We start from the raw sequence: 17352 nt of genomic DNA, 5'->3' as shown, positions 1-17352 counted from the left end.
CCGCACAAATAGACCTCGTGCTGCCCCCAGGGCCCGCATTCGTCCACGGTGGGCAGCAGCATCTGCGTGCCGCCGGTATCGACGGCAGTGGTAAACCGGAAGTTAGGGTAGCGCCTGGCCCAATCGGCCAGCAGGTCGAGATGATAGAGATCCTGCTCCTGGCGCGCACCGAAAAAGAAGTGGATGCGCCGATCGAAACCCCGGAAAAAAGCCTCTTCCAGGATGCCCTTGATGGGCGCGAAACCAGTGCTGGCGGCGACACACAGTACGTCGCGTGGGCTATCCTCGCGCAAGAAGAACTCGCCGATGGGACCCCTGATGCGCAGGCGGTCTCCGGGCTGCAGCGCCTCGAAAAGCTGCGTGCTGAAAAGCCCGTTCGGCGCCCGGCGGATGTGGAACTCCAGGGTACCGTCGTCCGCCGGCCGGTTGGCGATGGAATAGGAGCGCATGACGCCGGGATGGCCGGGCACCTCCACCTGCACATACTGCCCGGCCTTGTAGGCGAAGGGGGTTTCCGGCCGCAGCCACAGCCCCATCACGTCCGGCCCCAGGCGGAGCAGGCGCCGGATCTCGGCGTGTTGGAAGGATTCAGTGTGCACCGACGCTGCAATGCACAGGTCGCTGGTCGGCTTGAACTTGCAGAGGATGGCCGCGCCGGCCGCCTTTTCCTCCGGAGTGAGCAGCAGGGGCATGTAGATGCCCTGCTCGCCCTGGCCTTCCAGCACGGTGCCCTTGCAGTCGCCGCAGGAACCGTTGCCGCAGCCGTGCTGCAGGGCGACGCCGTGGGCCAGCGCCGCCTCCAGCACCGTCTGTCCGGCCTCGGCCGTGAAGGACACCCCGCTCGGCTCGACGGTGATGCGATAGGACATGAACCGGCTCCTCAGGCGGCCGCCTGCTCTGCCGCCTCGATCATGACCTGGGCTGCCACGTTGTAGGCTGCGCTCCAGGCTTCGGCCACTGCCGGGGTCCAGGCGGGGCCGGCGAAATGCGCCAGGGTCGCCAGCAGGCTGGCGCCGACGATGGGATAGTGTTCGGGCTGGGTGTGGTACTTGTTGTGGCCCGCCCCCAGCTCCTGCAGATACGGCACCAGGGCGTCGAGCTGGTCGATGTGGGTCACGATCTGCACGATGGAGTTGAGCAGGCGCTCCTTCTGCGCGTCCATCTGCGCCGGGAACATGGCGCGCACCTCGGGGTAGTGGCTGAACATGTAGTTGTAGAAGTAATCGGTGACGGCAACGCCATGCGGCGCCACCACGGCAAAACTTTCCCTGATCAGGGCGGGATTGAGGCTCATGCGTTCTCCTTCTCGGAAACATTAGATGTATTAAAAATACATTGATTATTCTATTACCACTTTCTCATCGAGATCAAGCGATAAAAGACGGATTGCAGCCGCTCGCGCCGGGGTAACGGCCTCAGGTGCTCCCGGCGGCCGCCTCGCGCCACAGGGTGGCCAGCAGCACCATCAGCACCGGGCCGAGAAAAAGCCCCACCAGGCCCATGCTCTCCACGCCGCCCAGAATGCCGAAAAGCACCAGCAGGAAGGGCAACCGGGTCGCCCCGCCGATGACGAGGGGGCGCACGAAGTGATCGGCGACGAAGACCACCAGCATCCCCCAGCCGAAGACCAGCAAGGCCGTCAGGGCACTGCCCTGCACCAGGAGGACGAGGGCGACGCCTGTGAACGCCAGCGGTGCCCCGAAGGGAATCACCGCCAGGATGGCGGTGACGAAACCCCAGAGCACCGGCGAAGCCACACCGGCCAATAAATAGGCGATGCCCAGCAGGAACCCCTCCGCCAAGCCGACCAGCACCAGGCCGTTGACAGTGGCGCGCACGGCCCCGGGAATGGTGCCGGCGTACAGCGCCCAGCGCGGCCCGAGCCAGCGGGCGCCCACGGCGTTGCTCTGGCGGATGAGCTGCGGGCCATCGCGGTAGAAAAAGAACAGGGACAGGAGCATGAAGGCGAAGATGAGCAAGCGGTGGCCGATCTGCAGGCTCAGGTCGCGCAGCCAGTTGCTCAGGAAGGCCACCCGGCCGGCCAGCGCGCTTTGCAGGTAATGGCTCAGGCCCTGGGGCTGGCTCAGTACTTCGCTCCAGAGTCTTTGGGCTTCCGTCCCGAACCACGGCAGGCGCGCCAGCCAAACCGGCGCCGGCAGTCCCTGGGCGTTGGTGGCGGCCAGGAAATCAGCCAGGCGATGCAGCTCTTGGCCGAGCAGCAGCATGAGCCAGCCCAAGGGCCCGATGAGAACGACGGATACCAGCAGGGTCGTCACGGCGGCGGCCAGCGTGTTGCGCCCGCGCAGGCCAGCCCGGATGCGCTCGAAGAGCGGCCACGAGGCCAGCGCGATCACTGCCGCCCAGGCCAGCGGCAGCAGGAAATGCCACAAGACGAGCCCGGCCAGGAGCACGATGAACAGCGTCAAACCCAGGTTGACCAAGCGGCGATAGGCGCTATCCATGTGCTCCGTTCCGGCGTTGTGGCCCGCGCATGCGACGGCCGCCATTATGGATCCTGCGGCCCCGCGTTGGGAAGAGCAGCCGCTCAGGCGCGCGTCCGGCCTGGCTGCCCGCCGCGGTAGCCCAGGCGGGCGGACAACCGCTCGCCTGCCGCCATGACCTGCGCCACCCACTCGTCCCGCCGCCGCTCGATGGGCGCCGACACCGACAGCCCCGCCACCATCCGGCCGTTGGCATCCCGCACCGGCACACCGATGCAGCCCACGCCAAGATCCGCTTCTTCGTCGTCCAGCGCGTAGGCGCATTCCCAGGCGCGGCGCGCCGCCTCCCAGAGGAGACCCGGATCGGTGAGGGTGTGTTTGGTGAAGGCCGGCAGGCCGGTGCGGCGGGCATAGTCCAGGGCGGCGGCTTGGCCGTCGAAGCCCAGGAAGAGCTTGCCGACCGCCGTCACGTGCAGCGGCGCGCGGCCGCCGATGACCTGCTCGACCCGCACTGCCTGCGGACTGGAAACCCGCTCCACGTAAACCACCTCGTCACCGTCGCGCACGGTGAGGTTGACGGTCTCGCCAAGGGCCGTGCGCAGTGCCTCCATGACGGGCAGCGCCTCGCGCCGCACGTCCACCCGCGCCTGCACCCGACCGGCCCAGCCCAGCAGGCGGTTGCCCAGGCAGTAGTGGCCGGCGGGATTGCGCTCCACCAGGCCGTTGTCGACGAGGCTGGCGAGGATGCGATGGGCGGTGGAGGGATGCAGTCCGGTCTCGGCGGACAGGATCTTCAGGCTGGCGGGCTCGGCGGCGGCGATGGCTTCCAGCAGCTTGGCCATGCGATCGATGACTTGAATGGAAGCGGATTCGGTGTTTTTCATGGTATTTTTCGCATTATGAAAATAATTACATATTGCGGAATTTTAGTTTCAGCCATAGCATGATTGCAAGCCTACCCGCATTGCGATCAGGAGCACGTCATGAGCACCACCGCCAACGAGGCTGCAGCCTCCATTCCCGCCTTCTGCGAGGGCATCCAGTACTTTGCCGAGTCCTGGCCGGGCTTCGCGGCGCACGCCGCCGAGCCGGTCATCGGCGCGGGACAGCGTGCCGTCGCCGATCCCGCCGACCCGCGGGCGGCCTACCAGACCCTGCTGATGGCCGACGCACTGCGCTATGTCACGCTGCAGGTCTGCGGGGCCAAGGGCTCCGGCCACCCCGGCGGCTTCGCCTCCAGCGCCGAAGCCTACGCCGCCCTGGTGATGCTCGGCCACACCAACATCGTCACCGAGGTCGGCCATCATGCCCCCGGCTTCTACAGCGCCATGTTCCTCGATCTCTCATTGGAGGAGATGGGCATCCGCACCATGAGCGACATGATGGCGCGCTTCCGCGAGAAGCACGGCCTGCTGGGCCACCTGTCCGGCGCCATCCCGGGCCTGCTCGCCCCCGCCGGCCCGCTTGGGCAGGGCCAGCACTTCGCCATGGCCGGGGCGCTGCTGCATCCCGGCACCCTGTTTCCGGTGACCATCGGCGACGGCGGCATGGGCGAGCCCTACGTGCTGAACAGCATGATGCATTTTCACACCGCCTATCCCGAGGTCACCAACTTCCTGCCGGTGCTGATCTGGAACGGCTACTCGCAGGAGCACCATGCCATGGCGTCCTGCATGAGCAACGAGGACATGATCGCCTACTGGGCCGGCCACGGCTTCGACGAGGTGGTGCTGGTGGACGCCAAGAGCTTCGACGATACGGGCCAGGACAGCGCCTACGTCGACAGCACGCGCTTTTCCCTGAATCAGCGCCTCGCCTTCACGCAAACGGTGCTGGCCGGCATGCACTGGGCGGCGCAGTCGGCCCTGTCGGGCAAGCTCACCGCTTTCATCATCAAGCAGCTGAAGGGCGCCGGCGTGCACACGCTGGGCGCCAAGTCCCACAACCTCTACCCGGCCGACACCCTCGACCAGCCGCACATCATCGAGGGCCTCCAGCGCCGGGCGCTCAGCCCGCAGGCCTGGGCCGTGGTGCGCGAGAACTTCGTGCGCGCCGGCGGCGGGCCGGCCGTGAGGACCGCCGTCACCGAGCGGGTGCTGGACATCGCGCCACTGGGCGAATTCCCGATGCATGAATACGCCAAGGGCGAGAAGGCCGTGCCCTCCACCGCCATGGGCGCGCTGGTCGCCTGGGTGGGCCAACAGGACCCGCGCTTCGTGGTGACCAATGCCGACGGCAACGAAGCCTCGGGCATGAAGAACATCAACGACGCGCTGAAGATCCGCCATCCCACGGCGGACCCGCTCTACAATCAGGCGCCTACCGGCCAGGTCTACGAGCCGCTCAACGAGGACGCCTGCGCGGGCCTCGCCGCGGGCCTGGCGCTCTTCGGTTCGCGCGCCCTGTGGCTGTCCTACGAGTCCTTCGCCATCAACGGCTGGCCCGTCGTGCAGACCGTGACCCAGGCCATGGCCGAACTGCGCCGCAAGACGCCGTCCATCGTCTGCATGTTCACCGCCGGGGCACTCGAGCAGGGCCGCAACGGCTGGACCCATCAGCGTCCGGAGATCGAGAACTATTTCGCCGCGCAGATGCGCAACGGCAACGTCTACCTGCTCTTCCCCCCAGATGCCAATACCATCCAGGCGGCTTACGAATACGCCACCCGGAGCTGCAACAAGGGCATGGTGATCATCGCTTCCAAAAGCCTCTTGCCGGTCCACCTGAGCATGGAGGAGGCCCGCGCGGCGGTGGAAAAGGGCGCGGCGATCCTCTACGAGAGTGCCGCGGGCGCCAAGGGCACGGTGGTCTTCGCCGTCACCGGCGACATGATCCTGCTGCCGGTCTTCGAGGCCAAGGACAAGCTGGAGGCCGCGGGCTACAAGGTGCGCATCGTCGCCGTGGTCAACCCGCGCCGCCTGTACCGGCCCACGGACGTGGCTTGGGCGACGGTGACCGAGCCGGACAACGCCTTCATGGACGACGAGCACTTCAACGCCCTCTTCGACGGCGACGTGCTGCTGGCGGTGAGCGGCGGCCCCAGCGGTCCCTTGGAGCCGGTGCTGCTGCGCGCCCGCGCGCCCCGGCGCGACACCTTCGCCTGGCAGCGCGGCGAGACCACGGCCAGTCCCGCCGAGCTCATGGCCTTCAACGGCCTGACCGCCGAGGCCCTGGCGCAGCGCGTGATGATGCTGGCAGGCTGAGATGGACAGCAAGATCATCGTCCTCGACGACGACCCCACCGGCTCGCAGACCGTCCACAGTTGCCTGCTGCTCACCCGCTGGGATGTGGACACGCTGCGGGAGGCGCTGGCGGACGCCGCACCGCTCTTCTTCGTGCTCACCAACACGCGCGGCATGAGCGCCGAGCGGGCGGCGGCGGTGACGCGGGAGGTCTGCCGCAACCTGAAGCAGGCCTTGAAAGGCACGCGCATCAATCCGATCCTGGTCAGCCGCTCGGACTCCACCCTGCGCGGCCATTATCCGGTGGAGACCGATGTCATCGGCGAGGAACTGGGGCCCTTCGACGCCCATTTCCTGGTGCCCGCCTTCTTCGAGGGCGGGCGCGTCACCCGCGACAGCGTGCATTATCTGAAGGTGGACGGCCGCGAGGTGCCGGTGCACGAGACCGAATTCGCCCGCGACTCGATCTTCGGCTACCGCCACAGCCACCTGCCCGATTACGTCGAGGAAAAAACCCGTGGCCGCATCCCGGCGGCGCGGGTCGAACGCATCCTGCTCGCCGACCTGCGCCGGGGCGTGCTGGCGCGGCTGCTGGCCCTGCAGGACAACATCTGCGCCGTGGTCGACGCCGAAGCGCCGGAAGACCTTGCGAGCTTCGCCTCGGACATCCGGATGGCCGTGAGCCAGGGCCGGCGCTTCCTCTTCCGCAGCGCGGCGAGTCTCCTGACCGCCCTGGCGCAATTGCCGCCCCAGCCGGTGGCCCCGGAGGCCATGGGGCGCTTCACCCGGCAGGGACGGCCCGGCGCGGTCATCGTCGGCTCCCACGTGGCCAAATCCAGCCGCCAATTGGCACACCTGCTCGCCGAGCCCGGGGTGACGGACGTGGAGGTGGACGTCGGCCGGCTGCCCGCCGAACGGGCGACGGTGCTGGCGAACGTGCTGAAACAGGTCGAGCGCGGCTTCGCCGCCGGCCAGACCGCCGTCGTCTATACCAGCCGCCAGGAACGGCAGTTCCCCGACCAGGCTGCGCGGCTCGCCTTCGGCGAAGAGGTCTCCGGCCTGCTGATGGACGTCGTGCGCAATCTCCCCGCGGAAATCGGCTTTCTCATCAGCAAGGGCGGCATCACCTCCAACGATGTGCTGAGCGACGCCCTGTGCCTGCGCACCGCCCGGGTGCTCGGCCAGGTGGCGCCCGGCTGCTCCGTGGTCCGCTGCCCCGCCGGCCACCCGCGCTTCCCGGACCTGCCGGTGGTGATCTTTCCGGGGAACGTGGGGGAGGATGAGACCCTGGCAGTGGTGTATCGGCGCTTTGCGGAGATCAAGGATTGACGGGAAGGATGCAGACATGGGAGCGGGCAAAACGCGCCCCGGCGGCCTGGGCCACACTGATTCACGGAACGTAGGAGCGAGCTGGCTCGCGATCCGCTGTATAGATTTGTCAAGAAATCGCGAGCCAGCTCGCTCCTACGGCCTTGGTGGCCCGCGCAACGGGGCCTTGGCCCACACTGACCCGGCCCGCTCTCAAAGGGAGCAGTATCCGGGGCGGCTGCGGTGCCGTGCCAAGCCTGGCGGGCCGGCGGCAGGGCAGCCTCCGACACCTAATCACAGTCGCGGGCGCAACCCGCTCCTTGGAATGCACCGAACCCGTTGGGCTGCCCGGATGCCAGGCTTCGCCCGCTCAGCCCAAGCTGCCGGAGCAATCAAGATCAGCAAATAGTCATTCCACCCAAGCCAAGGTAAAATAATAAGAATGCACGCCACCTCCACCCCAACCCCTTCCCCCGACCGCGCGGCCCTGGTCCGCGACTTGCGCCGCTTCATGCCCGCGGAATCGGTGCTCTTCGAGGCTGAGGACTTGCGCCCCTACGAGTGCGACGGGCTCTCCGCCTACCGCGAGCTGCCGCTCGTCGTCTGCCTGCCCGAGACCGTCGAGCAGGTGCAGCAGGTGCTGAAGCTCTGCCACGAGCGCCAAGTGCCGGTGGTGGCGCGCGGGGCGGGGACGGGGTTGTCGGGGGGCGCCCTGCCGCTGGCTGACGGCGTGCTGCTGAGCCTCGCCAAGTTCAAGCGCATCCTGGAGATCGACACCGAAAACCGCGTGGCGCGGGTGCAGCCGGGGGTGTGCAACCTCGCCATCTCCCAGGCCGCCGCCCCCTGCGGCCTCTACTACGCGCCGGACCCTTCCTCGCAGATCGCCTGCACCATCGGCGGCAACGTGGCGGAGAACTCCGGCGGCGTGCACTGCCTGAAGTACGGCCTCACGGTGCACAACGTGCTGGGGCTCAAGATCGTCACCATGGACGGCGAGCTGCTGGAGCTCGGCGGCAAGGCCCTGGACACGCCCGGCTACGACCTGCTGGCGCTGATGACCGGCTCGGAGGGCCTGCTGGGCGTCATCGTGGAGGTCACGGTCAAGCTCCTGCCCAAGCCCGAGCGCGCCCAGGTGCTGCTCGCCGCCTTCGACGACGTGGCCAAGGCCGGCGAGGCGGTGGGCGCCATCATCGCCGCCGGCATCATCCCCGGCGGCCTGGAGATGATGGACAACCCGGCCATCCGCGCCGCCGAGGCCTTCGTGCACGCGGGCTATCCGACGGACGCCGCCGCCATCCTGCTTTGCGAGCTGGACGGAGCCAACGCCGAGGTCTCCGAGCAGATTTTCCAGGTGCGCGAACTGCTGCGGGCGTGCGGCGCCACCGAGGTGCGCAGCGCCGAGACCGAGGCGGAGCGGCAGAAGCTTTGGGCCGGGCGCAAGGCCGCCTTCCCGGCGGTGGGCCGCCTGAGCCCGGATTACTACTGCATGGACGGCACCATCCCGCGCTTCCGCCTGCCCGAGGTGCTGCAGGAGATCGCGCGCCTGTCCGCCGAGTACGGCCTGCCGGTGGCCAACGTCTTCCACGCCGGCGACGGCAACCTGCACCCCCTCATCCTCTTCGACGCCAACCAGCCCGGCGAGCTGGAGCGCACCGAGGCATTCGGCCGCCAGATCCTGGAGCTCTGCGTGGCCGTGGGCGGCACCGTGACCGGCGAGCACGGCGTGGGCGTGGAGAAGCTCGCGCCCATGTGCAGCCAGTTCGCCGCGGCGGAACTGGCGCAATTCCATGCCGTCAAGCACGCCTTCGATCCCGCGGGCCTCCTCAACCCGGGCAAGGCCGTGCCCACCCTGCACCGCTGCGCCGAGTTCGGCGCCATGCACGTGCACGCCGGCCGCCTGCCCTTCTCCGAGCTGGAGCGCTTCTGATGGATGCCGACCAATCCCTGGAACTCCAGGCCCGCGTCCGCGAGGCGAGCGCGAGCCAGACCGCGCTGCAGATCCGCGGCGGCGGCAGCAAGCACTTCTACGGCCGCGAGGCCAGCGGCGAGATCCTGGCGCTCGGCGGCCATTGCGGCATCGTCAATTACCAGCCCACTGAGCTCGTGCTCAGCGCCCGCGCCGGCACGCCGCTCGTCGAGATCGAGGCGCTCCTGGCCGAACACGGCCAGTTCCTGCCCTTCGAGCCGCCGCACTTCGGCCCCGGCGCCACCCTGGGCGGCGCCATCGCCAGCGGACTGTCGGGGCCAAGGCGGCCCTACACCGGGTCGGCCCGCGACTTCGTCCTCGGCGTGAAGATCATCAATGGCCAGGGCGAGATCCTGCGCTTCGGCGGCGAGGTGATGAAGAACGTGGCGGGCTTCGACGTCGCCCGGCTCATGGCCGGAGCGCTGGGCACCCTGGGCGTGCTGCTGGAGGTCTCGCTCAAGGTCCTGCCCCGGCCGGCGCTTGAAGAGACCCTGATCTTCGATTACGACCCGGCCCGCGCCATCAGCGAGGCGAACCGCTGGGCCGGACAGCCCCTGCCCCTGGCCGGCGCCGTGCACGACGGCGAGCGCCTCTACCTGCGCCTGAGCGGCAGCGTCGCCGGCGTGCGGGCGGCCCAGGCAAGGCTGGGGGGCGAGCCTCTGGCCGACGGCGCGGCCTTCTGGCAGGCCATCCGCGAGCAGCAACACGATTTCTTCGCCGGCGACACGCCCCTCTGGCGCCTGTCCGTGCCCCCGGCCGCGCCCCTGCTCGATCTGCCGGGCCGCTGGCTCATCGACTGGGGCGGGGCGCAGCGCTGGCTGCGCACGGATCTGCCGGCGGCCGCCGTGCAGGACTCAGCCCGTGAGGCCGGCGGCCATGCGAGCGGCTTTCGCGGCGGCGAGCGCCGGGGCGAGGTCTTCCAGCCCCTGCCGCCGGCCCTCGCCGCCCTGCACCGGCGCCTGAAAGCAGCCTTCGACCCCGCGGGCATCCTCAACCCCGGCCGCCTCTACGCGGATTTCTGACATGCAGACGCAACTCACCGACCATTTCAAGCAGACCCCGGCCGGCCAGGAGGCGGAGAGCATCCTGCGCGCCTGCGTGCACTGCGGCTTCTGCACCGCCACCTGCCCCACCTACCAGCTTCTCGGCGACGAGCTGGACGGCCCGCGCGGGCGCATCTACCTCATCAAGCAGGTGCTGGAGGGCGCAACACCCAGCCGCAAGACCCAGAGCCACCTGGACCGCTGCCTCACCTGCCGCGCCTGCGAAAGCACCTGCCCGTCCGGCGTGCAGTACGGCCGCCTGGCGGACATCGGCCGGGAGCTGGTGGAGGAACGGGTCGCCCGGCCTTGGCGCGAACGCCTGCTGCGCCAGGCGTTACGCCGGGTCATCCCCTATCCCCGCCGCTTCACGCCGCTGCTGCGTTTCGGCCAGTGGTTCCGGCCCCTCTTGCCCACCCGCCTGCGCGCCGCGGTGCCGCCGCGCCAGGACCCCGGTCCCTGGCCCGCCCCGCGCCACGCCCGCCGCATGCTGGTGCTGGACGGCTGCGCGCAACCGGGGCTCGCCCCCAACATCAATGCCGCCGCGGCGCGGGTGCTGGATCGCTTGGGCATCAGCCTGCTGCGCGCGCCGGGCGCCGGCTGTTGCGGCGCGGTGAGTTATCACCTCGCCGCCCACGACGAGGGCCTGGACTTCATGCGCCGCAACATCGACGCCTGGTGGCCGGCGGTGGAGAGCGGGGCCGAGGCCATCGTCATGACCGCAAGCGGCTGCGGGGCCTTGGTCAAGGAGTATGGCCACCTGCTGCGCCATGACCCGGCCTACGCCGCCAAGGCCGCGCGCATCAGCGCGCTGACCCGCGACATCGGCGAGATCCTGACAGCCGAGGACCTCACCCCGCTGCAGGTACCCGCCGGGCCACGGCGCATCGCCTTCCACGCCCCCTGCACCCTGCAGCACGGCCAGAAGCTGCCCAACCTGGTGGAGGACATCCTGACCCGCGCCGGCTTCGAGCTCACGCCCGTGCCCGACGCCCATCTCTGCTGCGGCTCAGCCGGCACCTACTCCATCCTGCAGCCGGACTTGTCCCGGCAACTGCGCGACGACAAGCTCGCCGCCCTGCAAGCGGGCGCCCCGGCCCTCATCGCCACCGCCAATATCGGCTGCCTGACCCACCTGCAAGGCGGCACCGACATGGCCGTGCGGCACTGGATCGAACTGCTGGACCCGGATATCCCCGCAGCAGGCGAGCCCCGCACCGGCTAAGCGACTACGCAACGCCGCCCAAACACCCCGCCCGTTCCCGTGAAGAGGGCGCCCGGGGTGCGCCTGCGCGCTGCCCCAGCAAGGCATGCGGGGCTTGGGGGAGCCGCGGCGCCGCCCGAACGCCACACGGACCACCCCGCTGTCGCGCCCCGGCTGTAGGAGCGGGCTTGCCCGCGATCGGGTTGATCGAGCGGCACCGTTATAGCGGGCAAGCCCGCTCCTACCACCACGGGCAGCGGCACGGCCCGCGCGAACCGACGGGGATCGCCCCCGCTGGCCCTCACCCTGCCCGCTCCCGGCGGGAGCGGGTCTGCGGAGCGTGGGCACGTGCCGGCCCCAAGCACATCCCCACCCCCACCCCACCCAGCCCCAGACCACCAAACAAAAAGGCGGAGCAACCGGCTCCGCCTTGAAACACCCCGTTGAACAGCCGCGGGCCAGGCCCGCTGCACTGGCTTATTTTTGTATGTGCTTGAGCATGTTCAACAGGGTTTTGCGCAGGCGCTCGGCGGCTGCCTGGATGGTGCCGATCTCGTTGCTCTCGGTTTCGTGGATGGCCTGCTCCAGCTGCTTGCCCATGGAGATGTCGCGCACGCGCACCGCCAGTCCGGTCACCGGATCGATGATCTTGCGCTCCACGAAACGTTCCAGCACCCAGCCGATGACCAGGAAGGACAGGATCACGAAAGCCAGGGAAGCACCCACGGCGATCATGGTGTAGCGCACCACGTCGTCGACGTTGTAGCCGAACACGAGCAGGCCCACCGAATTGCCCTGGAAACCGGGGATCTTCTGCACGAAAATCCGGTACAGCTGCCCTTCCAGCCGGGCATAGCCGGTATAGCCGTCGCTCAGGGTCTCGGCATGGTCGGACACATAGCTTTCCAGCGCCGGCGTGCTGGCATGCGCCAGGGTCATCCGGCCGAGCTGCTTGCCTTCGGTCTTCTCCACCTGCGCGGTGGTGCGCTTGGTCTCCACCAGCACCGCGATCTGCGAGCCCGGGATGTTGTTCCGGATCTTCTTGTACAGCTCGGAGAAGGGCAGGCTCACCTGCACCACGCCGAAGACCGCATTCCCCGTCGCGGTCGGCGCGATTACGGGCGCCAGGCCGTTCATGGCGAAGCCGAGCTTCAGGATTTCCAGGGACGCGCCGGGCTCGCCGGTGCGCAGGGCGTGGAAGAGGTGGGGCCGGCGCGGCAGGCTGTCGCCGAACATGTCCCGTTTGGACAGGCGATACAGCACCTGATCCTGACCATGGAAGTTGATCAGGGGACGCTTGTATTCCGCCCTGAGCGTCTCATAGATGTCGCCGGCCTGCCGGGTGAACACGGCCCGCTGCTCCGCGGAAGGCGCCATCTGGAAAGCGCGGATGATCTCCGGATTCTGCGCCAGCGTCTGCGCCATGCTCAGCGCCTGTCGCCCGTAGAGGGTCTGCATTTCCGTGAACTCGTTGCGCACCAGCGCCATTTTGTCCTGGTCGTAGTACTTGATCAGGATGTACTGGCTGGCCCCGATGATGCTCAGAATGATCAGCGCGTTCAGCGTGAAGAGCGGCACGTAGCGCTTCAGGAAGCTGCGGGTGAGAGCGGATTTCGGCATGTTCTTTCCTGGATGGTCTAGTTGTTATGGACAGCCAACGGCGCGGCTTCAGTCGTGGTTGAGGAAGATGTCGCGGAAGACCGCCTCGTCCAGGCCGTACAGCGCATCCCCTTTCCCGGCTTTGCCGGTCTTGGCCGGCTTTGCCGCCGGAGCGTCGGGCTCTTGGGCGTCCCGCTGGGCGGCGCTGGCGGCAGCGGCCTGGGCCTGCCGCTTCGGCGCGGCCGACGGCGGCTGCGGGGGCTGGGGAACAGCGGCGGCGGGCGCCGGCTGCGCAGGCGCCGGGGCGGCACTCGCAGCCGGACGGGGCAACGGCGCCGTCGGCCGCGCCGCCTGAGGTTGCGCGGCCACGCCCATCATCTGGCGCCGCACCGCGAGCAGCTCATCCGACACCGCGTCCATGAGCGCGGGCTGCGCCGAAGGCCCGCGCTCCGCCCACAGGTCCGGGCCCAACTCGGCGAGGGGCTTGGCCAGGCCGGCCACCATCTCCTGATAGATGCGTCGGCGCTCCTCGGCGCCGAAGCGCGTGCCCACGCCCACGCGCAGGAAATCCAACAGGGCAAACGTCAGCTTCGCTTCGGCGCCGGCCGCGTAGTGATCCATCCAGTGCTGCAGCAGGGCCAGCGTTTCCTCCTCCCCCAGCCTGCCCAGCAGAGCAGCCGCGATGACGCGGCGAATTTGCGATTGCTTGTCCACTTGCCGACCTCAAGATGACGTTGCGTTGCATGTCCATCCAGCGCAGCGCCCTGGCGGGCGGCTGGCGGGACCGTTTTTTCGTTTTTCTGCCTGGTTTCTTGTTGTGCCAAAGACGCCGGCGCCGTGCCGAGCGCAGCCGGCATGGGCCAACGGCGGCGCCCGCACAGGGCTGCCGCCCATGCGCTCACGGGGATATTAGTCGAGAAATGGAAATTGGAAACGCGCCGCTGCCAAGCGCGGTTGCAGCGGCGGCGTGCTTCAGTCGGCCGCGCGGACGGCGTCCAGGATACTGCTGAGATCGTTTTCCCAGCGCGCGAACATCGGCTGCAGGGCCGGATCGGGAAACAGGGTACCCAGGAAGCGGGGGTGGCTGGCGATAAGAATGCTCTGCTCTCCTTCGGCAAAAATGGTGATGCTGAGAGGCAGATAGGGGATCAGCTCCGGATGCGCGGCGCTCAGCTGCCGGATTTCATCCACCTTGCCGAAAAACACCACGCGGTAGCTGTCGCTCTTGTAATGCCGCTTGGTCAGGCTCGCGCTCACGTCCTGCAGGCGCGAAATGGTGTAGCCGCGTTCGACGATGGCGTCCTGCAGCTGGGCCATGGCTTCGGGCGAAGGCAGATCGGAGCGGACCAGAAAGAGATCCTCGGCGCGGGCCGGCGCGCCCGGCAGCAGCAGGCTCAGGCAGAATGCCAGTGCAATCCAGGCTTTCATCGAACGGCCTCCTCCATGATCCGGGCATAGTTGGCACCCATGCGCTGGCACAGGTTGTTGAGTTCGGCGTTGTTGAACAGCGGGCTCATGACCTTGGGATTCACGGACATCAGCGAAACCCGGCCATCGCGCTCCACCACGGTGATGCGGCAGGGCAGGAACATGCCCACGCGGGGATCCACCGCCAGGGCCTGGTTCAGCATTTGGATGTCGCAGAAGTAGAGCACCACCTGATGGGGGTCGCTGCGCTCCTCCGGCACCAGGCCGTAGTCGAGCGGCTGCATCCGTCCGAAAAAGAAGTCATTGCGCTGAATGGCGGCCTTGGTCCGCTCGATCGTGGTCTTCAGGTCGTAAGGCGACTCGCGCACGATCACCGGCGGCTCGTCCTGCAGGGACAACACCCCCGCGGGCGCCGGCGCCTTCTCGAAGCTGCGCACGTAGCTGACCACGTCGTCGATGTCGCGCTCGCTCAGGCCCTTTTTGAGAAAGGAAACCATCGGCGTGCCTTCCCGACCGTGGATCAGGGTGGCCTTGATCATGGCATCGGGGGCGGCGGCGAGAAAGCCGGGGTTGTTCAGCGCCGGGGCCATGATGGGCAGGTCGCGGGGCCGGGAGAAGGTCACGCCGGTGCCCTTGCCACCCTCGCCGTGGGCGCCGTGGCAGGCCGCGCACTGGGCGGCGAAGAGCGCCCGGCCGCGCACCGGATCGCCGCGCACGCGCGTGGCGGCGTAATGGACGGCCGGCCCCGGATTCCAGCTGCGCACGTAGCGGACCAGAGCTTCCACCTCGTCGGCCCGGAGTTGGGAGAAGGCCGGCATGATGCGACCTGGTCGGCCGCGGCGGATGGTCTGGCGGACGTAGTCGTCGCTGATGGTCCTCTGGAAGGAGGGCAGGGCCAGCGGCACGCCGATGCCGCCATTGCCCTGTTCGCCGTGGCAGGCGGCGCAGTGGCGGGCAAACAGCCGGGCGCCGTCGGGCGCCGCGGCTGCCGCCGTGGCCGTCACGGCGAGAAAGGCGGCAAACAACCACGTGATAGCGCGATGCGACATGCTTTCTCTCCCGCCACACAAAAGATAATAAAACCCTTATATTCTTAAATAGATCAAGCTCTCCCACTCTGTCAAGCACGGCCCGCGGTGCCCGGCGACGCCTCGATAGTATAGCCGTTTCCGTTGCCGCCTCCCTGCATCCTCGGACGGAGCCGGAGACCATGCCCGGCGCCGACTACTTTCCTCCCCGCCTGATGCTTTAAACTATCCCTTTCCCAGTTGCTAGAAAGGCCAACCCATGAACAAAAAAGTCCTCGTCATCGGCAACGGCGGCCGCGAGCATGCCCTGGCCTGGAAGCTGGCCCAGTCGCCCCAGGTCGCCCAGGTCTTCTGCGCTCCCGGCAACGGCGGCACGGCCCTGGAGCCCAAGGTGCAGAACGTGGCCATCGCCGCCACCGACATCGCCGCCCTGCTGGCATTTGCGCAAGCGCAAGCCATCGATCTCACGGTGGTCGGTCCCGAGGCGCCGCTGGTGGCCGGCGTGGTGGACGCCTTCCAGGCCGCCGGCCTGCGCATCTTCGGTCCCAGTGCCCAGGCGGCGCAATTGGAAGGCAGCAAGGCCTTCGCCAAGGACTTCCTGGCGCGCCACCGCATCCCGACCGCCGCCTACCGGCACTTCGAGGAGCTGCCCGCGGCGGAAGCCTACATCCGCGACCATTCCCTGCCGGTGGTGATCAAGGCCGACGGGCTGGCGGCGGGCAAGGGCGTGGTCATCGCCGAGACCCAGGCGCAGGCCCTGGAGGCCGCGCGCCAATGGCTGCAGCCGGGCGGCCGCATCGTGGTGGAGGAGTTCCTGCCCGGCGAGGAGGCCAGCTTCATCGTGCTCGCCGCCCACGGCCAGGTGCAGCCGCTGGCCACCTCCCAGGACCACAAGCGCCTGCTGGACGGCGACCGCGGCCCCAACACCGGCGGCATGGGCGCCTACTCCCCGGCGCCGGTGGTGGATGCCGCCACCCACGCGCGCATCATGGAGCAGGTGATCCTGCCGACCATCCAGGGCCTGGCCGCCGAGGGCATTCCCTACACCGGCTTTCTCTATGCCGGCCTCATGATCGTGGACGGCCAGCCCAAGGTGCTGGAGTTCAACTGCCGCATGGGCGATCCTGAGACCCAGCCCATCCTGATGCGCCTGCAGAGCGATCTCGTGGCGGTGTTGGAGGCCGCCCTGGACGGCCGGCTGGCCGCCCAGTCTTTGGCCTGGGATCCGCGCCCGGCCCTCTGCGTGGTCATGGCCGCCGTGGGCTATCCGGAGCAGGTCCGCAAGGGCGACGTCATCAGCGGCCTGGCGCAGGTCACCGATCCCGCGGCCAAGGTCTTTCATGCCGCCACTGAACTCAAGGGCGGCCAAGTGCTCACCAGCGGCGGCCGGGTGCTGGGCGTCACCGCCCTGGGCGACAGCGTGCGCGATGCCCAGGCCCGCGCCTACGCCGCCGTCGACCGGATCGGTTGGCCCGGGGCGCAGTACCGCCACGACATCGGCTACCGGGCGATTGCCCGGGAAGAAGCCCGATGAAGACCTGGGCCAGCCAGCTCGGGCGCGTCGCCCACGTCATCCGCCGGGGCGGCGTCGTGGCCTATCCCACCGCCTCCTGCTACGGCCTGGGCTGCGACCCCTTCAACCGCCGCGCCGTCCTGCGCCTGCTGCGCCTCAAGCAGCGCCCGCAGCGCAAGGGGCTCATCGTGATCGGCGCCAGCCGCCGCCAACTGCTGCCCTTCATGGACCTCGGCGGCATCACCGCCGAGATGCGCCAGCTGATGAACGCCAGCTGGCCGGGCCCGGTCACCCTGGTGCTGCCCGCCAGCCGCCGCTGCCCGCCCTGGCTGCGCGGCCGGCACACGGGCATCGCCCTGCGCGAGGACGCCCATCCGCCGGCCCGGGATCTCTGCCGGGCCGCGCGCATGGCCCTGGTGTCCACCAGCGCCAATCCCGGCGGCCAACGGCCGGCGCGCACGGCCGCCGAGGTCCGGCGCCGCCTGGGCCGGCGGGTGGACGCCGTGCTGGTCGGCCCCATCGGCCGGGCCAGGCAGCCGAGCCGCATCATCGATACCCGCAGCGGCCGCGTCTTGCGCGGCGCTTAGGGCAAGCCCTACAATAAAGCGACTTTCCCCTCTCTTTTCACATTCCAAGCCCGAC

General features: G+C 68.8%; 15 protein-coding genes. 7 read left to right on the top strand and 8 right to left on the bottom strand.

Features of this window, described 5'->3' with window-relative positions; genetic code table 11:
* The 4 genes from G579_RS0103630 to G579_RS0103615 all read right to left on the bottom strand — a co-directional run.
* On the bottom strand, positions 1-869 hold an 869-nt coding region (locus G579_RS0103630; protein WP_028989090.1), incomplete at its 3' end, for an FAD-binding oxidoreductase.
* Positions 870-880: 11 nt separating this feature from the next.
* Positions 881-1294, bottom strand: coding sequence for a globin domain-containing protein (locus tag G579_RS15670; RefSeq protein WP_038017879.1), 414 nt, complete (start codon positions 1292-1294; stop codon positions 881-883).
* Positions 1295-1415: 121 nt separating this feature from the next.
* Positions 1416-2462 carry an AI-2E family transporter gene (locus G579_RS0103620; protein WP_028989089.1) on the bottom strand — a complete coding sequence of 349 codons (1047 nt, stop codon included), beginning with the start codon at positions 2460-2462 and terminating at the stop codon, positions 1416-1418.
* Between the two features lie 83 nt (positions 2463-2545).
* The gene (locus G579_RS0103615; RefSeq protein ID WP_028989088.1) at positions 2546-3325 is read right to left on the bottom strand and encodes an IclR family transcriptional regulator; all 780 of its coding nucleotides are present in this window, start codon (positions 3323-3325) and stop codon (positions 2546-2548) included.
* Positions 3326-3424: 99 nt separating this feature from the next.
* On the opposite strand from G579_RS0103615, the gene G579_RS0103610 reads away from it, so the two are divergent.
* From G579_RS0103610 to glcF, 5 genes are all read left to right on the top strand, one after another.
* Positions 3425-5644: a phosphoketolase family protein gene (locus tag G579_RS0103610; RefSeq protein ID WP_028989087.1), complete on the top strand. Its 2220-nt coding sequence runs from the start codon at positions 3425-3427 to the stop codon at positions 5642-5644.
* Position 5645: 1 nt separating this feature from the next.
* On the top strand, positions 5646-6953 hold the full coding sequence (locus G579_RS0103605; protein WP_028989086.1) for a four-carbon acid sugar kinase family protein: 1308 nt from the start codon (positions 5646-5648) through the stop codon (positions 6951-6953).
* A 421-nt stretch (positions 6954-7374) separates the two neighbouring features.
* On the top strand, positions 7375-8859 hold the full coding sequence (locus G579_RS0103600; RefSeq protein ID WP_028989085.1) for an FAD-linked oxidase C-terminal domain-containing protein: 1485 nt from the start codon (positions 7375-7377) through the stop codon (positions 8857-8859).
* The gene (glcE, locus tag G579_RS0103595) at positions 8859-9920 is read left to right on the top strand and encodes a glycolate oxidase subunit GlcE (protein WP_081662561.1); all 1062 of its coding nucleotides are present in this window, start codon (positions 8859-8861) and stop codon (positions 9918-9920) included. The genes G579_RS0103600 and glcE overlap by 1 nt, the downstream gene beginning before the upstream one ends.
* A gap of 1 nt (position 9921) precedes the next feature.
* Positions 9922-11163: a glycolate oxidase subunit GlcF gene (gene glcF / locus G579_RS0103590; protein WP_028989083.1), complete on the top strand. Its 1242-nt coding sequence runs from the start codon at positions 9922-9924 to the stop codon at positions 11161-11163.
* Between the two features lie 456 nt (positions 11164-11619).
* On the opposite strand, the gene G579_RS0103585 is transcribed toward glcF, so the two are convergent.
* From G579_RS0103585 to G579_RS0103570, 4 genes are all read right to left on the bottom strand, one after another.
* Complete coding sequence (locus G579_RS0103585) at positions 11620-12762, bottom strand: cache domain-containing protein (protein WP_028989082.1); 1143 nt, start codon at positions 12760-12762, stop codon at positions 11620-11622.
* Positions 12763-12810: 48 nt separating this feature from the next.
* Positions 12811-13455 (bottom strand): hypothetical protein, encoded by a 645-nt coding sequence (locus G579_RS0103580; RefSeq protein WP_028989081.1) that lies wholly within the window; start codon positions 13453-13455, stop codon positions 12811-12813.
* Between the two features lie 258 nt (positions 13456-13713).
* Entirely contained in the window at positions 13714-14169 is a 456-nt protein-coding gene (locus G579_RS0103575; RefSeq protein WP_028989080.1) for a DUF302 domain-containing protein, read from the bottom strand.
* Positions 14166-15218: a c-type cytochrome gene (locus G579_RS0103570; RefSeq protein WP_028989079.1), complete on the bottom strand. Its 1053-nt coding sequence runs from the start codon at positions 15216-15218 to the stop codon at positions 14166-14168. Before G579_RS0103570 ends, G579_RS0103575 begins: the two co-directional genes overlap by 4 nt.
* 238 nt (positions 15219-15456) lie before the next feature.
* Between G579_RS0103570 and purD the strand changes: the two genes are divergently transcribed.
* Together purD and G579_RS0103560 are read left to right on the top strand one after the other, a co-directional pair.
* Entirely contained in the window at positions 15457-16731 is a 1275-nt protein-coding gene (purD, locus tag G579_RS0103565) for a phosphoribosylamine--glycine ligase (RefSeq protein ID WP_028989078.1), read from the top strand.
* The gene (locus tag G579_RS0103560) at positions 16728-17297 is read left to right on the top strand and encodes an L-threonylcarbamoyladenylate synthase (RefSeq protein ID WP_028989077.1); all 570 of its coding nucleotides are present in this window, start codon (positions 16728-16730) and stop codon (positions 17295-17297) included. The genes purD and G579_RS0103560 overlap by 4 nt, the downstream gene beginning before the upstream one ends.
* Positions 17298-17352: the final 55 nt, after the last annotated feature.

It is taken from the genome of Thermithiobacillus tepidarius DSM 3134, from assembly GCF_000423825.1.
In the GTDB taxonomy this organism is placed as follows: Bacteria; Pseudomonadota; Gammaproteobacteria; order Acidithiobacillales; family Thermithiobacillaceae; genus Thermithiobacillus; species Thermithiobacillus tepidarius.
The sequence above is the reverse complement of the archived record's forward strand: the minus strand, read 5'-3'. Positions and strand labels throughout refer to the sequence as shown.

Excerpts from the sequence above, each read along its gene's own strand:
- G579_RS15670 (WP_038017879.1), bottom strand. The coding sequence starts at position 1,294 with ATGAGCCTCAATCCCGCCCTGATCAGGGAAAGTTTTGCCGTGGTGGCG.
- G579_RS0103620 (WP_028989089.1), bottom strand. The coding sequence starts at position 2,462 with ATGGATAGCGCCTATCGCCGCTTGGTCAACCTGGGTTTGACGCTGTTC.
- G579_RS0103615 (WP_028989088.1), bottom strand. The coding sequence starts at position 3,325 with ATGAAAAACACCGAATCCGCTTCCATTCAAGTCATCGATCGCATGGCC.
- G579_RS0103610 (WP_028989087.1), top strand. The coding sequence starts at position 3,425 with ATGAGCACCACCGCCAACGAGGCTGCAGCCTCCATTCCCGCCTTCTGC.
- G579_RS0103605 (WP_028989086.1), top strand. The coding sequence starts at position 5,646 with ATGGACAGCAAGATCATCGTCCTCGACGACGACCCCACCGGCTCGCAG.
- G579_RS0103600 (WP_028989085.1), top strand. The coding sequence starts at position 7,375 with ATGCACGCCACCTCCACCCCAACCCCTTCCCCCGACCGCGCGGCCCTG.
- glcE (WP_081662561.1), top strand. The coding sequence starts at position 8,859 with ATGGATGCCGACCAATCCCTGGAACTCCAGGCCCGCGTCCGCGAGGCG.
- glcF (WP_028989083.1), top strand. The coding sequence starts at position 9,922 with ATGCAGACGCAACTCACCGACCATTTCAAGCAGACCCCGGCCGGCCAG.
- G579_RS0103585 (WP_028989082.1), bottom strand. The coding sequence starts at position 12,762 with ATGCCGAAATCCGCTCTCACCCGCAGCTTCCTGAAGCGCTACGTGCCG.
- G579_RS0103575 (WP_028989080.1), bottom strand. The coding sequence starts at position 14,169 with ATGAAAGCCTGGATTGCACTGGCATTCTGCCTGAGCCTGCTGCTGCCG.
- G579_RS0103570 (WP_028989079.1), bottom strand. The coding sequence starts at position 15,218 with ATGTCGCATCGCGCTATCACGTGGTTGTTTGCCGCCTTTCTCGCCGTG.
- purD (WP_028989078.1), top strand. The coding sequence starts at position 15,457 with ATGAACAAAAAAGTCCTCGTCATCGGCAACGGCGGCCGCGAGCATGCC.
- G579_RS0103560 (WP_028989077.1), top strand. The coding sequence starts at position 16,728 with ATGAAGACCTGGGCCAGCCAGCTCGGGCGCGTCGCCCACGTCATCCGC.